Origin of the sequence: Flavobacterium sp. CS20 (genome assembly GCF_018080005.1) — a bacterium.
Classification (GTDB): domain Bacteria; phylum Bacteroidota; class Bacteroidia; order Flavobacteriales; family Flavobacteriaceae; genus Psychroflexus.
This window is the reverse complement of sequence record NZ_CP073015.1, coordinates 2,764,582-2,778,322: the sequence shown is the minus strand read 5'-3', so window position 1 is coordinate 2,778,322 and position 13,741 is coordinate 2,764,582. Positions and strand designations below refer to the sequence as shown.

Below are 13,741 nucleotides of genomic sequence, written 5' to 3'. Positions count from 1 at the left end.
AGGAACCAAAATCAGCACCCTTAGAAAGGAGAAAAAGCCGACCTAAAACCCAATGAACTCAAAGACATGATTGAAAGCCTGGAATTGGATTGAAGTTTAAAACTCCAATGTCGCTAGGGATTTAAATTATCCAATCTATATTAAATCCGAAGCAAGAAGCCTTTTACATTTGATTTATTGACAATGACAGATTCTTTACTTTTTCCAGAAGGTTTGCAAACCACTACTTCTAAAGTTAGTGTTACTTCGTCAATTGACCCCAAATACATTTCGCTGATATAAATTCTTTCATCTCCAGTGGTTTCAACTCTTTCCAAAGTTTGTTCCCTTAATGCTCCGTGGTCAACGTATAATTTCCAACTCTCTTTAAACTTTACAAGCTCGCCACCTAATACCAAACTAACAGTATCTTTTTTGGAGAGCAATTTTCTGATGTCTAATGCCTTCACTTCTCCTTGTAATGTATCTGTGACTGACGTTTTAAAATCTATTCTTACTTCTTTTCCGATTAATTCAGGACTCAGGGAATCAAGGGGAATATACTTGATATCCCAAGCACCTTGAGAAAAAACACTTGTAGCACTTATCATCAAAAAAAGGATGAGAACAATCGCATTTTGGACAGTATTGGTGAAATATCTTGTTACGTTCATCATGGAGATTTTTTCTTATTACTATCGTGCAACTCTTGATAAACTTTCTGTTCCTGTGGGTGGATATTTTGATGAGGATCTATTCCCTCATTCGGTTTACCTTCTCGTTTATTTCTCAAGTCCTGAATAAACTCCTTATCAGTGTCATGGTGTGATTCATGCTGAAAGGTATTGGTTATTTCCTGGTCAATAGTTATATCAAAACCATAGTACTGACCATTCCCTCCAGATTCTTCTATATTACCTTTAAAAATGGTTATCGTTGCTTCCTTATACACCCCTTCTTCCCCTTCTACATAAGCAGGTGTGCCGTCAAAATCTCCTTTATCACTGTTCCATTTCAATGCGTTTCCGTCTGCATCATGGGCTTGGTGTAAGCCTAATAATCCATAACCCAATTGCCCTGCTTTATCATGTATCTCAGATTCTACATTGACATGGATTTTGGTTTTATTTTGACTTGCTTCAAATATTTGGTTCATTGCCGTTCCGCTACCGGAAGCATTTACGGTTTTTACCAAGTGCTTTAAATCAGCTGAAGCATTGCGACCTATTTTTAGAGTTCCATCTTTTCGCTGTTTGAATTTGACCGCTTTATCATTTACTCCTATAAAGTATCTGCCGTCTGGGTCAATGTTATTTATTGGATTGTCGCCAAATGCAACGTATAGTGACCAAGAGGGTAAAGCATGTGCCATTGGGTCAACACTCAACCACACACTCCAACTCGGTTGGTAATACCTTGCTCCAAAATAATATAAGCCTGTTTCTTCATCTAACTCTTTTCCTGTAAACTTCCAAGAGTTGTAATAGTCTGCTACGGGTTTGCGTTGTTCTGCCATGGTCTCTCCAAAGGGTAAAGTTAAATGAAATTCATGAGGTGCACCAGTGTTGTCTGTAATAATTTCATTGCTCCCCAAATGGTCGGCATGGTAATAAAATATGGCTGAGGCTTCTGAGTTTTCTTCAGGCTCTGCAAAGGTCTGGTTTTGTAAGATTTTTTGTAATACCTTCTTGTCTTCTTTGCTTTGGTTCTCTTTATACATTATGAAGTCAATGAAACTTTTTCCGTGGGTCTTGCCGTTGCTACTGAAACAATATGCCGTTTGTGTTTTTAATACACTTGCAGGCTTGGGGTTTTGTCGTTGTGGAACGGACAGTTTAACCGCTGGTGCTTGTTGGGCTTTAGCCCGTAATGGCTTAGGACTTCTTTTAATGTCAGCTTGACTTTGATCTCGTGGATTTCCATCAGAAAAAAGTTTAAAATTTATCCTCCGACAATATTTGGTACAAATCTACAAGATGTATTTCAATTCACAAAATATTTATGGTTTTTATCTACCAATATTTGTCTATATATTTGCGTTATCAGACCTATACAAGGTTTTTAATACCATAAATATTACAATATGGCAAGTTTTGGAAGTAAATTAAAAGAGTGCAGAAGTGAAAAAGGGTTTTCACAAACTGAACTGGCGAAGCAAATCGACACCTACCATTCCATTATTGGCAAGTATGAGCGTGACGAAGTAAAACCCACTATTGACGTGGTTAAGCGATTAGCCAATGTATTGGAAACTACCGTAGGTTATCTTCTTGGTGAGACCGAAGAAAGAGAGCTGTTAAAAGACCCTACAATGCTTAGGCGTTTAAATGATATTGCTAAATTTCCAGAGAACGACAAAAATTGTATTCTCTATACCATTGATGCAATGATTAACAATGTGAAGCTAAAGGGATTGAATGTGTAATGTTAATATCTACCGATTAATTAAATAGTCAACAATAAAAGGATTTCTTTCGGGTGCAGAAATAGAACTGTTTATATATCTTACTTCTTCCTTTTTTGTAAAATCAAACCACCAAATGATTGGTTTTATTTTACCGTCATTGTAATATCCTAAAAGTACAAGTTTCTTGCCATCATTTAACCAAAAAGCATCTTCGATAGACTCATCTGAACCCAAGGTAAGAAAGTCCATTATTTGATTGTCGGTATAGATGTACACTTTTTGGTCAACTCCAAAAGAAATGTTTTGAACTGACTCTATTACTGTGTGATAGGAATATAAATCTACTGTCCAGCCAAATTTTGACTCTTTAGTAAATTCATCAAGCGTAACAAAACTATCCCTGTTATAGTCTTCCCATTCATAACTAAATGATTTCTTAAATTCTTGTGAAAAGTCATTTAGATTAAAGTTAGGTTCATTCTTTGTCCAACTTTGCAACCATAAGTCTCCAGTCTTTGAAATGAATTCTTTAAGGTTATTTGGTAACCCTATTGATAGAGTGTCTTTAGATTTAGTACTGTCTATTTTTGAATAGACTGTAGGTTCGTTAACATTGTTTTTCAGACTTAAATCCTTGCAACTTAAGACCGCAAATAATATGCACAAAAAAATTAGTTTCATCATTGTTTTACACCTTTTAGTGAACTGTCAATAGCTGGAGTTAGCGGTGGCGCTCCTCCATTAAAATAACTATAAATCCCAGTTGCGATATCTTTACCTATTCTATTAGATTGTGTAGACATCTTACTAACGTCACTTTTGTTTGTAATAAACCCAACTTCAATCAAAACAGCAGGACCAGTAGAGCTAAACTCATTTAAAACTCTTAAGCCATTTCTTTCAGTAATGCCATCTCCTCTTATATCCATTACAGTTTGATTAGCTGAAATAGATTCTGCCAAAGCCTTATTATTATCCGCATTTGTACCATTGCCTTTGTACAGAACAGTAAATCCACTTGCGTCCTCGTTACCCGCAGAGTTTATGTGAACACTTACGAAGGCATTCGCTCCATTCTCTTTAGCATTGTTAGTACCTTTAGATTTGAAAACCAAATTTAATTGTTAAAAAAAGAAATAATGATTATGATATGTATCTTTCTTTTTTTGCTTCTTTTTTTCTTTGTTAATAACTGTAATTTTGTTGATAACTTAAATAAAAAAAGAATGGGGTGAACTTTTCTGTAGTCCAGGTTAATGACCTATTTTCCGTATTAGTCCCCATTCTTTATTAACCAGGTTACAAGGACCAAATAGAATACCAGTATTTATTTACCTTTTAAAGGTGTTAGTCAAAGTAACCATTTTAAAAATATAAAATTATGAAAATTAAAGACACAGTTGGCATTGACATGAGCAAATTAACTTTTGATGCATGTATTCATTCTAACCAAGAAAACAGAGAGTTTAAAAACACAAAAAAGGACTACAAGAAATTAGTCGATTGGGCTTATAAAAGTTCAGATCTGTCTAAAGAAAGTATCCTATTTGTTTTTGAACATACGGGGTTATACTCCCACTGTTTATCAGTTTATCTAACCTCAAAGAATATTCCTTTCCTTTTAGTTTCTGGTCTTGAAATCAAGAAATCTATGGGAATGGTTAGAGGTAAAAGTGATAAAGCTGATGCAAAGCTGATTGCTAAGTATGGTTACAGAATGAGAGATGAAATCACCCCTACAAAGCTCTCTAGCGAAGAAGAACAAAGTATTAAACGCCTTCTTAATCTTCGCCAAAGATTAGTTAAGCAACGATCTGGCTATAAAGCTTCTTTAAAAGAGCAGAAGCGAGTTCTGATTAAAAAACATAACAAAACGCTCTTATCTACTCAGAAGAAAATGATTACTTACTTAACAAAACAAATTAAGGAAGTCGAGAACGAAATGATGACTATTTTAAAAGACAATGAAAGAATTTTAAACAACTTTAAACTTATAACCTCTATAAATGGTATTGGTCCACAAACAGCTCTTTTTATCATAGCATACACCGCTAATTTTACAAAATTTAAAACGTATCGAAAGTTTGCATCTTATTGTGGCATAGCACCATTTCAGAATCAGTCTGGAACAAGTATAAGGGGTAAAACTAAAGTTAGTCATCTAGCCAATAAAAAGATAAAAACCTTACTTGATCTGTGTGCAAAAACAAGTATTCAACACAATACTGAAATGAAAATATACTATGAAAAAAGAGTAGCCCACGGAAAAAATAAAATGAGTACGATAAACATAATAAGAAACAAACTACTGTCAAGAATTTTTGCTGTTGTAAATAGAAATGAACCGTATGTGGATACTATGAAACACGCAGCTTAGAACCTGTTGAAAATTTTAACATTTTTTAGTTGTTTTAATCATAGAATACCTTTATTTTTAAGGGCTTTTCTTAAACTATAAGTTGTGAACATAGTTAATAAAATATCTGATTTACGTAAAGAAAAAGGGCTATCAAGGGATACTCTCGGCAAATTGGTCGGCACTTCGGATGCTATAATTGGCAGGTATGAGCGTGAAGAAATAATACCCTCAATTAATGTGGCTAAAAAAATGCTTTATCGATTAGAACTTTGCAAAAGGTCAGTCAAAAGGAACGTGATGCTATTTTGCACGTGCTGGATTCCCTTTTGCAGACAGCACAGCTTTCTACAACTCAACAAAAATTAATGTGATTATGAACCTTCAATATATTTCAGATAATACGGGCAAAACCACAGGGGTTTTTATTCCGATTTCGGAATGGAACGAACTTAAAAACAAATACAAGGATATTGAGCAAGTTGATATTCCTTCTTGGCAGATAGAAGAAGTCCGTAAACGTCTTGACGACTACAAAAATAACCCTGAACAGGCTTTGGATTTTGATGCCACTATGGACGACATTGAAAAGGATTTGTAGATGTATAAAGCCATTATCTTACCCCTTGCCAAACTGGATATTGCCGAAGCTACCTCTTGGTACAATTCTAAACAAAAAGACTTAGGCAAACGATTTATCAAAGAAGTCCGAACTAAAGTTTTGTTTATTCGTGAAAATCCAAAAGCTTCTGCTGTTCGTTATGATGATACACGCTGTACCGTTTTAGATGTGTTTCCTTTTATGATTCACTACACCATTGATGAGCCTAACAAAACCATTATTGTAGTTGCTGTGCTTCATACTTCGCTTAGTCCCGAGAGGTGAAAAAACAGATAACTTCTTTAAAAAAAATGTAGCTACTCTGTAAAAGCTAAAAAGCCACCCGATTTGGATGGCTTTGTATCTAATCTTCCATTATTAGATGATTGACTATTACCCAATCATCTTTATTTTTTTCTAATCTTAAATTTAACGTTTTACTGGTAGACGATGAATAAATTTGAACCCTAACATATTTCGGATTTTTTTTTGGCATAGTAAAGTCTCCCAGTCCAACATAATGTTTTTTCTTTAATTTTTCACGCTCCAAAACTTTAGCTCGACATTTCCCCTTCTTCAACACTAATGAAGATGATGTAGAAAGTAATTCGTTTGAAACAAAATAGACTCTATTCGAAGAATAAATACTATCAAACTGAACACTATTCAAAACAACATTTAAAATCGCTTCCTTTTCTTCATTATACTTATCTATATCAAAAGACTGGGCGATAACGTTCAATGAAACGAACGAACAAAACGCTAATATTAAAACCTTTATTTTTCTCATTAATTCCCAGTTTTAATATCATCAATCAATTTTGTGGCTTCTTGTTTTTGTTCATCTGTTGCATTTACATTTTTCATTTGGCCAAAACCTCTAAACTCATATCCATTACCATCAAGAAGCCATTTACCGTCAACATTTTGAAAGGTAAATGACCTGCCACCATAATTACCTGCATCAGTATCAGATGAAGTACTTAATGCATAAAAAGACATAGTTTCTACGGTCTTGCCATCAACCTCTATCGATCCTTTTGTTATGTCACTCGCTAATAAAACTGCGTGACCAGCCATATCTCCAACCTCTCCCATAAATGTAATATCGCCAAGTTCTCCTTTAGAAATATCAGAAACAAATTGTCTATCTGTTCCATCTCCAGCTTTAAACCAATTCATACCGCCAGTTTCGTGTGAACGACCCTTAAACCCACCGCCTTTTGTAGAAAATCCAGTTTTTAATGTTGTCATAGCTGATGCATCAGCACCATTCATATAAGATGTCCAACAACTTTCATAACAAACCGTTTCTGTTGGAACTTTACCCGCTTTATATGTCCAACCACCATCTCCGCCATACCAGACACCAAATGGAATTCCCTTATTAGCCATATTCTTAGCTACCCAGATTAATGCAGGTATATTTTCTCGGTCGTCTGGGTCAACAAAATAGATCGGATTGTTATTGAATGCTGCGTATGGTGATATGTTGGGGAACTTATGAGCCAACGGGTCAACACTCAGCCATAAACTGGTTTTGGGATTATAATAGCGGGCGCCGTAGTAATAGTTGCTCGTTTCCTGGTCAAATCCTTTGCCATTGTATTTGTAACGGGTGTTGTGGGAATTGAGGTGTTCATCGGTGAGGAGCTCACCAAATGGCAAATATTCGGCGTGTTGGCTAATGTCCCCATCATAATTTGACACATAATTTGAAGAACCGAGATGGTCACTGTGAAAATAAAAAACTTCTACATGTTGCAAGTCACCAGCATAGCCGTGAGCAAAATTATTTGAACTTGTTGTGTTAAGTTTTAAACTCCGATTAGAGTGATAAGCCTGATTTATTTCCATATAATACATACCCGCTTCTTTTACCATCTTCAGCACTGTTTTAGTCTCGTATTTTACCGTCTAGATTGCTAAACATGATGGCAATATAAACAAATCAATGAATTCTTTAAAAAAGCTGATATGTGAAGTCGTTACAGACTTCTACTATGCTTTATGCTTCTTAAGTAATTATAAAGCTTCAAATCTCAGTCATCGAAGAGCGGGGCATTTGAAAAGCGAATCCTAATTTAACTTTCAGAGAGTGCGATAGCGTGATTGCAAAAAGAGTCTTAGCACTCGTTATAAACGAGCGCTAGGGAGGGGACTATTTATTTACCATTGATTTAGGTACTCTTAAAGTAAAAACTGCATAATCAAAAAAATTATCATTCTTATTCAAAAATGATTTTATCTTATTGATAAGTAATTTTTCATTTTTCTTCGAAAGTAATAAATCACAGTAAAGCCTTACATTATTATGCTTGAAAATAACTAATATATTTCTTCCAGAGTAGTTGTTAATATCATCATTTAGCAGTGATTTTTCTAAACTTGTTAAAAGTTTTAAGAATTTCATCCTATAATTTTCATCAGACCAAATATATTCGGATTTTTTTAAGAGTTTATAGTGTCTAAATGGGTCTTGATCTAATTCACCAAGTATAGTATCACAATTAATTTTATACATTTCTATTTTAAATAAAGGAATATCAATATTATCATTAAATACAAAATCAGTGAATGAATATTCTTTAATAAATTTGTCATAGTCAATAAATTTATTGTTAAGTAATTTATTGTCAGTATTATCTTTGCCATAAGAGTATATTATAGCATTTTCTGAAGAATCGTTTGCAACACCAAAACCATATTTAATTAGAAAATCATCAAAATGTTTTTCTCCAGAAGTATGATTTAACCAATCATATGCAAATAAAATATCTTTATTAGAATATGGATAATAATCAATAAAATTTAAAGAGTACGTCTTATATAAATATTTTAAATTTTTATGACTTTCTTTTATTTGATCTAAATATCGATAATAACTGATTATTATATATAATAATCCCAAAATAAGTAAAACAATTATAGAAAATGTAAGTTTCTTTCTCATACAACTTTAATTGTTATTATGATATTGATTGATTTTTTTATATTCTTCTTTCGAAAAATTTATAATAAGAATATTTTCTTTTGACTGATTTCCAAATAAAAGGGATGTGTTAGAATGCCCGTCGTAGATGCCTTGGTTTATATATTTTCCCTCTATTACTTTTGAAAAATATCTTATATTAATATCAGTTTCAGAATAACCGCTTGAATAACTTTGGACTTTCATGCCTTCTAAATTAAGATTTATATCTAGATCGTTATTATATTTGAAATCTTTTGGAAGAAAACTTAAATCAATTTTAAAACTAGATAAACTAGGAGAAATCCGATCATCTGGCCAAGCAGTCTTATTATATTCTTTTTCTTGTTTTGTTAAAGCAATTGTAGTTCTGTGTTTTTCTTCATATAGAGCCTGACTAGCTACTTTACTTAATTTCCCAGAATAAAAACTATTCATTCGAAGTTCTGTCAATATCATCTAAATTTTATAATGGTTTATCCACATTTAAAAAAACTACATTTATAAATAATCATGTTACTTATTAGGCTTCCAATTTGGGCGATAAATAAATTCTTCCTTAACACCATCTCTGATAATTATTAATTTATTTTGATTTGCTGGTTTTACGATACTGTCGCCTATCTTATAAAATTTATCCAAATTTTCAGTTCCTGTTATATATAAATACTCTTCTTTTTCCTTAATTATTAAATGAGTTGGTTGAGATCTCCTTCTAAAAGTAGTATCACCAACAATTAATCCCTTAAATTCTTGTTTTATTTCTTGTTTAATTGCTCTATCGTTTGATAAAAAATTTAAAAGCCATACAAAAGCAACAAAGGCAACAAAGAATAAAGCTATTTTTATAATCTTCCTCATTAGAATTTGTTCTGTAAAAACGATTCACCCCAATAAACTGATGCCCCTCCTCTTGCTTCACCAGAGAAGGCTCCACCAACTGTCCAAGTGTGCCAAGTTGGTGGACTTGACTTTCTTAAAGTGTACTGTTGTCCAGTCCATAATTGCCCTTTAATGTTGTCTTCATTTCCCCAACTGTAATTTATATTTTCTTTACCACCACCTATTGAATATCCCGCATAATTTCCTTCCCAATTTTCAGCATTAAAAAATCGCTCTTTGGAATTATCATCAAAATTTGAAATAAACCCTGACATTCCTACTCCAGCATCTAATCCTACACCACCTCCACGATAACCAAATAAATAGGTTTCTCCTTCACTATCACCATCTAAAAAATGTATTATACCTTCTCCAAAATGCATTCCACCTCCCAAAACTCCTGTGTATCCTAGATCAATCCCCACAGCATCTATATCTTCTGAATCAATTCCAAGTTGTCTAGCAATTTTTATAGGGTCTACCTTTAATGGATCATTAGTGACATAATCGGTTTTAATTTGATGTGTTATATCATCACCAGGTAATATTATTCTTCCTATTTCGTCTCCACAACTATTTGTGAAAATTATATCATCTGGCTCCTCCACACTCCGTCCATCCGAGATCCAATTTTTGGTTTACTATTTGATTAATATAAAAAGGTAATCTATCATCATAAAACCTATACCTTATTAGTTCTTTAGAATTTTCTTTTTTAAAAACATACAAAAATCCCTTCTTGTCTCCGTTTTCAAAAATTATTAAACCTGAGGAAAAAATATAATTATCTCCGCTTTTGTGCATCATTTCGAATTCATAAAACTCTTCTGACAAATTTACAGGCATAAAGTTTTGATTCTGTGAAATTTTATGATTAATAGCCATATTAAAAATAGTATCAACTATGTTTTTATCTTCTATTTTTATTTTTTTAGAATCGCTCCAATATTCATTAGTAACTGTCACCTCCATAGGACTTTCTAGTGGTTTAAATTTATTAAAATCAAAATCCTTGTTACATGAATAAAAAAGTAAAAATATGAACAAGCAATATACAGTTTTCAAAGCTTTAAAAATTTTTATTAATATTAATCAATTTGTCTCCAGTTTTTAGGTTTCTTATATCGGCTCCTAGAAAATTACCAATTTCAAACTCAGTACCACTTAATTTGGACCGCTGAAAGTTTAAACTTCCTGAAACAGGTACTGCACCTTTAATTAAAGAAATACCTACACCTGTAAAATCATCTGAATTGGTAAATTCTAAATCAAATGTTTCATAACCTGCAGAAACAGATTCAGCTATTCCTTCAAAAGAAAACTTGTTTAAGCGTTTTCCTTGTTTTGCTTTATAAAAATTAATTTGAATACCAATAGAAGCATCAAACCCAAAACTTAAGCCCGCAACTTTATAACCTTTTGCTGATGATTTATTCTCTAACTGAATATACTCAAACAAACCTTCAACACCAGAACCTATAGCTATTTTACCTCCTATTTCAAACCCGATTGCATCTATTTTGTTTGGTACATATTCATCAATAGATAAGTTTGGTAAAAATTTTGTACTCGGTATACCATCTCCAATTGAAGTATTTAAATAAATTTCACCATCTAAAATATTGCTATACCAAATTCCAATTTCCATACCATTTTTATCTTTAATTATGACATCATCTGGCTCCTCCACACTCCGTCCATCCGGGTCTACATAATTAATCGGATTATTCATTGTATAGTTGTATGGCGACCAAGCTGGCATCAGGTGTGCTTTAGGGTCAACACTCAACCACACACTCCAACTCGGTTGATAATACCTTGCTCCAAAATAATATAAGCCTGTTTCTTCATCTAACTCTTTTCCTGTAAACTTCCAGGAGTTGTAATAGTCTGCTACGGGTTTGCGTTGTTCTGCCATGGTCTCTCCAAAGGGTAAAGTTAAATGAAATTCATGAGGTGCACCATTGTTGTCTGTAATAATTTCATTGCTCCCCAAATGGTCGGCATGGTAATAAAATATGGCTGAGGCTTCTGAGTTTTCTTCAGGCTCTGCAAAGGTCTGGTTTTGTAAGATTTTTTGTAATACCTTCTTGTCTTCTTTGCTTTGGTTCTCTTTATACATTATGAAGTCAATGAAACTTTTTGCGTGGGTCTTGCCGTTGCTACTAAAACAATATGCCGTTTGTGTTTTAATACACTTGCATACTTGGGGTTTTGTCGTTGTGGAACGGACAGTTTAACCGCTGGTGCTTGTCGGGTTTAAAGCCGTAATGGTTCAGGACTTCTTTTAAAGTAAGCTTGCTTTTAATCTCGTGGATTTCCATCAGAAAAAAGTTTAAAATTATTTTTGACTACAAATCTGTTGCAAAAGTAACATATCTATTTCAAACAACCAAACTATATCTGTTTTTGATACTACATTTATGTTTTGTATCTTTGCCGTATTGTTTAATTAACTGTAGTTTTTGATACATTTATGAAGTCTAACAGCTTTGGTAAACGGCTCACGGAAGTGAGAAAAGATAAAAAGATGTCGCAGGATGAAGTCGGCAAGCTCGTTGGTGTTCACGGTGCTGTAATTGGCAGATATGAACGGGATGAAGTAAAGCCGTCTATTGAGATAGTACACAGCTGGTCGAAGCTCTTGAAGTGTCCTTGGATTACCTTGTGGGCGCTACAGACACGCTACTGGAAAAAAACATTGTGAACCGTGTCCTTGACATCCAAAAACTAAAAGAGGACGAAAAACAGCACGTTTTCGCCCTCCTTGATGCATTTTTAAAACAAACAAAATTGCAGAGTATTATGTAGTAAAGTAAAAGCCCCGATTAATTCGAGGCTTTGGGTTTAGAAACTTTTTTTGATATAGTATCTCCTGTATTCCATCAAAATTATCCCGCTTGATAACTAATTTACTTTGCTCCTTATCAAGATATTGCAATATATCATCAGGCTTATCTTCAAAATAATAACTTGGAAAAGAATATTGATTATCTCTAACTAAATTGTGTTTTTCAGTTAGAGCTTCATCTACGTAAATTGATACAACGTTGGATTTTATTGTCAAGTAACAGTTTTTTACTGGTATTGTATCATTTGTATCCATAATTGGAACTTTTTTATACTGTATCCATCTAAATTTTTGTTCCTTAACGGCATCTGTTTTTACTACTTCTTTTGAGGATTTCGTAATCGAAAAACCATTTAAGTTATTGTTTTGCGTTACATCAGGCTTTGACTGCTTACAAGAGGAAACAAAAAGAAACACAATCAATATTTTTAATAAATACTTCATTCTGTTGCAGTTCTAGTTTGTTTATATAATTTCCAATCGACATTTCCTTTAGCAGTATTCATTGCGTTTCGATTAGCCTTTGTCTTATCTCCTAAATAAGTCGCTCTAGCATCTAAATATTTCATGTATTTTCGTTCGTTATTTTGTATAGACTTATACGTAGATTGCGTGGATGCATCTAAATTCTTCCAATCATCAGTAGCACGACTTAAACTACCCCACCAAGCCATTGCATTGTACCAGTCATCAGAATGCTCTGTACCATAAGAAGCATCAAACTCTCTCATTCCTTGCACAAACGTGGGAATATTGCCTTCAGCCATTGCTTCATGGTCTCCTTCATACCCTGGTGTTGTACCTTGTTTATTATAATGCCTTTCTAGTGTAGGGTAATCTGATAGATTTCCTTCAGCTCTTGCCATATGATACCTACTATGCAAACCTTCATGCATTATTACTTTTGCAATCAAAGTAGGGTCAGCAGTTAATCTACCTCCATTTAAAAAACCATTACTTCCTACATTAATATTATATCCATTTGCACCTCTTGTCGATGGGGCATAACCCATATAACCCCCAGAAGATGGAGATATAAATACATTATCTTGATTTTTAATAAAACGTGTGAAAATAGTATTAAAAGTTCCTGTTCTGTTTAGAGCTCTAATAATTTTAGAATAATTACCACCCCAATTTAACCATATAATTTCCCTGCCATCTGGATCAATTGCATTAATAGGATTATTAGCTACATATGCATACGGTGAGATGCTTGGATATTTCTCCGCCAGCGGGTCAACACTCAACCACACACTCCAACTCGGTTGGTAATACCTTGCTTCAAAATAATATAAGCCTGTTTCTTCATCTAACTCTTTTCCTGTAAACTTCCAAGAGTTGTAATAGTCTGCTACGGGTTTGCGTTGTTCTGCCATGGTCTCTCCAAAGGGTAAAGTTAAATGAAATTCATGAGGTGCACCAGTGTTGTCCTTTAGCTTCTTTTGATAAGCCTACTTCAATTATTTCCCTAAACATTTCAAATTCAATATTTTGGACTAATTTAACCAATGGATCTCTTAATTGAGATAACTTACTTAATCTAATATCTTGGTCAAAAAAACCGTAATCTCTGTGTCTTTTATATCACTTCATAATACCCGCTAAAATACTAAATATCAATCATATAAAATAATTATTTTTGATGTTTTTTAGTGAAATTTGGTTTTTAGAGATTCCCTGAAATAAGTCTT

Annotated in this window: 21 protein-coding genes and 1 pseudogene; 7 read left to right on the top strand and 15 right to left on the bottom strand. The window is 33.4% G+C overall.

Features of this window, described 5'->3' with window-relative positions:
* Positions 1–140: 140 nt before the first annotated feature.
* Positions 141–653 carry a hypothetical protein gene (locus IGB25_RS13210; protein ID WP_211065402.1) on the bottom strand — a complete coding sequence of 171 codons (513 nt, stop codon included), beginning with the start codon at positions 651–653 and terminating at the stop codon, positions 141–143.
* Positions 653–1,699: an RHS repeat domain-containing protein gene (locus IGB25_RS13205; protein ID WP_247653527.1), complete on the bottom strand. Its 1,047-nt coding sequence runs from the start codon at positions 1,697–1,699 to the stop codon at positions 653–655. The genes IGB25_RS13210 and IGB25_RS13205 overlap by 1 nt, the downstream gene beginning before the upstream one ends.
* A 10-nt stretch (positions 1,700–1,709) precedes the next feature.
* On the opposite strand from IGB25_RS13205, the gene IGB25_RS13200 reads away from it, so the two are divergent.
* Together IGB25_RS13200 and IGB25_RS13195 are read left to right on the top strand one after the other, a co-directional pair.
* The gene (locus IGB25_RS13200) at positions 1,710–1,880 is read left to right on the top strand and encodes a hypothetical protein (RefSeq protein ID WP_211065401.1); all 171 of its coding nucleotides are present in this window, start codon (positions 1,710–1,712) and stop codon (positions 1,878–1,880) included.
* 182 nt (positions 1,881–2,062) lie between these two features.
* Positions 2,063–2,404, top strand: coding sequence for a helix-turn-helix domain-containing protein (locus IGB25_RS13195; protein WP_211065400.1), 342 nt, complete (start codon positions 2,063–2,065; stop codon positions 2,402–2,404).
* 9 nt (positions 2,405–2,413) lie between these two features.
* On the opposite strand, the gene IGB25_RS13190 is transcribed toward IGB25_RS13195, so the two are convergent.
* Both IGB25_RS13190 and IGB25_RS13185 read right to left on the bottom strand, forming a co-directional pair.
* Positions 2,414–3,070 carry a hypothetical protein gene (locus IGB25_RS13190; protein WP_211065399.1) on the bottom strand — a complete coding sequence of 219 codons (657 nt, stop codon included), beginning with the start codon at positions 3,068–3,070 and terminating at the stop codon, positions 2,414–2,416.
* Positions 3,067–3,501 carry an N-acetylmuramoyl-L-alanine amidase gene (locus IGB25_RS13185; RefSeq protein ID WP_211065398.1) on the bottom strand — a complete coding sequence of 145 codons (435 nt, stop codon included), beginning with the start codon at positions 3,499–3,501 and terminating at the stop codon, positions 3,067–3,069. Before IGB25_RS13185 ends, IGB25_RS13190 begins: the two co-directional genes overlap by 4 nt.
* 266 nt (positions 3,502–3,767) lie before the next feature.
* Here IGB25_RS13185 and IGB25_RS13180 point away from each other — a divergent pair, with 266 nt between their 5' ends.
* From IGB25_RS13180 to IGB25_RS13165, 4 genes are all read left to right on the top strand, one after another.
* Positions 3,768–4,763, top strand: coding sequence for an IS110 family transposase (locus tag IGB25_RS13180; protein WP_211065397.1), 996 nt, complete (start codon positions 3,768–3,770; stop codon positions 4,761–4,763).
* Between the two features lie 84 nt (positions 4,764–4,847).
* Entirely contained in the window at positions 4,848–5,111 is a 264-nt protein-coding gene (locus IGB25_RS15730; protein WP_211065396.1) for a helix-turn-helix transcriptional regulator, read from the top strand.
* Between the two features lie 7 nt (positions 5,112–5,118).
* On the top strand, positions 5,119–5,343 hold the full coding sequence (locus IGB25_RS13170) for an addiction module protein (RefSeq protein ID WP_211065395.1): 225 nt from the start codon (positions 5,119–5,121) through the stop codon (positions 5,341–5,343).
* Entirely contained in the window at positions 5,344–5,628 is a 285-nt protein-coding gene (locus tag IGB25_RS13165) for a type II toxin-antitoxin system RelE/ParE family toxin (RefSeq protein ID WP_211065394.1), read from the top strand. It abuts the gene before it with no gap.
* Positions 5,629–5,707: 79 nt separating this feature from the next.
* On the opposite strand, the gene IGB25_RS13160 is transcribed toward IGB25_RS13165, so the two are convergent.
* From IGB25_RS13160 to IGB25_RS15050, 9 genes are all read right to left on the bottom strand, one after another.
* Positions 5,708–6,133 carry a hypothetical protein gene (locus tag IGB25_RS13160; protein WP_211065393.1) on the bottom strand — a complete coding sequence of 142 codons (426 nt, stop codon included), beginning with the start codon at positions 6,131–6,133 and terminating at the stop codon, positions 5,708–5,710.
* Entirely contained in the window at positions 6,133–7,227 is a 1,095-nt protein-coding gene (locus IGB25_RS13155; RefSeq protein ID WP_247653526.1) for an RHS repeat domain-containing protein, read from the bottom strand. Before IGB25_RS13155 ends, IGB25_RS13160 begins: the two co-directional genes overlap by 1 nt.
* A gap of 277 nt (positions 7,228–7,504) precedes the next feature.
* On the bottom strand, positions 7,505–8,296 hold the full coding sequence (locus IGB25_RS13150; protein WP_211065392.1) for a hypothetical protein: 792 nt from the start codon (positions 8,294–8,296) through the stop codon (positions 7,505–7,507).
* Positions 8,297–8,302: 6 nt separating this feature from the next.
* The gene (locus IGB25_RS13145) at positions 8,303–8,773 is read right to left on the bottom strand and encodes a hypothetical protein (protein ID WP_211065391.1); all 471 of its coding nucleotides are present in this window, start codon (positions 8,771–8,773) and stop codon (positions 8,303–8,305) included.
* Between the two features lie 57 nt (positions 8,774–8,830).
* Positions 8,831–9,175 carry a hypothetical protein gene (locus tag IGB25_RS13140; RefSeq protein WP_211065390.1) on the bottom strand — a complete coding sequence of 115 codons (345 nt, stop codon included), beginning with the start codon at positions 9,173–9,175 and terminating at the stop codon, positions 8,831–8,833.
* On the bottom strand, positions 9,175–9,804 hold the full coding sequence (locus IGB25_RS13135) for a hypothetical protein (RefSeq protein WP_211065389.1): 630 nt from the start codon (positions 9,802–9,804) through the stop codon (positions 9,175–9,177). The genes IGB25_RS13140 and IGB25_RS13135 overlap by 1 nt, the downstream gene beginning before the upstream one ends.
* On the bottom strand, positions 9,788–10,261 hold the full coding sequence (locus IGB25_RS13130; RefSeq protein WP_211065388.1) for a hypothetical protein: 474 nt from the start codon (positions 10,259–10,261) through the stop codon (positions 9,788–9,790). The genes IGB25_RS13135 and IGB25_RS13130 overlap by 17 nt, the downstream gene beginning before the upstream one ends.
* 4 nt (positions 10,262–10,265) lie before the next feature.
* Positions 10,266–11,318, bottom strand: a complete 1,053-nt coding sequence (locus IGB25_RS13125; RefSeq protein ID WP_247653525.1) for an RHS repeat domain-containing protein — start codon at positions 11,316–11,318, stop codon at positions 10,266–10,268.
* Positions 11,319–11,385: 67 nt separating this feature from the next.
* Entirely contained in the window at positions 11,386–11,520 is a 135-nt protein-coding gene (locus IGB25_RS15050) for a CHC2 zinc finger domain-containing protein (RefSeq protein WP_247653524.1), read from the bottom strand.
* Between the two features lie 152 nt (positions 11,521–11,672).
* Here IGB25_RS15050 and IGB25_RS15725 point away from each other — a divergent pair, with 152 nt between their 5' ends.
* Entirely contained in the window at positions 11,673–11,903 is a 231-nt protein-coding gene (locus IGB25_RS15725) for a helix-turn-helix domain-containing protein (protein ID WP_371815911.1), read from the top strand.
* Between the two features lie 96 nt (positions 11,904–11,999).
* Here the strand turns inward: IGB25_RS15725 and IGB25_RS13115 are convergent, their stop codons facing one another.
* Positions 12,000–12,491, bottom strand: a complete 492-nt coding sequence (locus IGB25_RS13115; protein ID WP_211065387.1) for a hypothetical protein — start codon at positions 12,489–12,491, stop codon at positions 12,000–12,002.
* Positions 12,488–13,429, bottom strand: a pseudogene (locus IGB25_RS13110) (RHS repeat-associated core domain-containing protein); the annotation flags it as partial. The gene IGB25_RS13115 and the pseudogene IGB25_RS13110, both read right to left, overlap by 4 nt.
* Positions 13,430–13,741: the final 312 nt, after the last annotated feature.

Bases quoted from the DNA above. Each gene is read 5' to 3' on its own strand.
- IGB25_RS13165 (WP_211065394.1), top strand. From the start codon at position 5,344: ATGTATAAAGCCATTATCTTACCCCTTGCCAAACTGGATATTGCCGAA.
- IGB25_RS13115 (WP_211065387.1), bottom strand. From the start codon at position 12,491: ATGAAGTATTTATTAAAAATATTGATTGTGTTTCTTTTTGTTTCCTCT.
- IGB25_RS13195 (WP_211065400.1), top strand. From the start codon at position 2,063: ATGGCAAGTTTTGGAAGTAAATTAAAAGAGTGCAGAAGTGAAAAAGGG.
- IGB25_RS15725 (WP_371815911.1), top strand. From the start codon at position 11,673: ATGAAGTCTAACAGCTTTGGTAAACGGCTCACGGAAGTGAGAAAAGAT.
- IGB25_RS13200 (WP_211065401.1), top strand. From the start codon at position 1,710: ATGAAACTTTTTCCGTGGGTCTTGCCGTTGCTACTGAAACAATATGCC.
- IGB25_RS13180 (WP_211065397.1), top strand. From the start codon at position 3,768: ATGAAAATTAAAGACACAGTTGGCATTGACATGAGCAAATTAACTTTT.
- IGB25_RS13210 (WP_211065402.1), bottom strand. From the start codon at position 653: ATGAACGTAACAAGATATTTCACCAATACTGTCCAAAATGCGATTGTT.
- IGB25_RS13155 (WP_247653526.1), bottom strand. From the start codon at position 7,227: ATGGTAAAAGAAGCGGGTATGTATTATATGGAAATAAATCAGGCTTAT.
- IGB25_RS13170 (WP_211065395.1), top strand. From the start codon at position 5,119: ATGAACCTTCAATATATTTCAGATAATACGGGCAAAACCACAGGGGTT.
- IGB25_RS13190 (WP_211065399.1), bottom strand. From the start codon at position 3,070: ATGATGAAACTAATTTTTTTGTGCATATTATTTGCGGTCTTAAGTTGC.
- IGB25_RS13140 (WP_211065390.1), bottom strand. From the start codon at position 9,175: ATGAGGAAGATTATAAAAATAGCTTTATTCTTTGTTGCCTTTGTTGCT.
- IGB25_RS13205 (WP_247653527.1), bottom strand. From the start codon at position 1,699: ATGTATAAAGAGAACCAAAGCAAAGAAGACAAGAAGGTATTACAAAAA.
- IGB25_RS13145 (WP_211065391.1), bottom strand. From the start codon at position 8,773: ATGATATTGACAGAACTTCGAATGAATAGTTTTTATTCTGGGAAATTA.
- IGB25_RS15050 (WP_247653524.1), bottom strand. From the start codon at position 11,520: ATGGAAATCCACGAGATTAAAAGCAAGCTTACTTTAAAAGAAGTCCTG.
- IGB25_RS13150 (WP_211065392.1), bottom strand. From the start codon at position 8,296: ATGAGAAAGAAACTTACATTTTCTATAATTGTTTTACTTATTTTGGGA.
- IGB25_RS13125 (WP_247653525.1), bottom strand. From the start codon at position 11,318: ATGTATAAAGAGAACCAAAGCAAAGAAGACAAGAAGGTATTACAAAAA.
- IGB25_RS13160 (WP_211065393.1), bottom strand. From the start codon at position 6,133: ATGAGAAAAATAAAGGTTTTAATATTAGCGTTTTGTTCGTTCGTTTCA.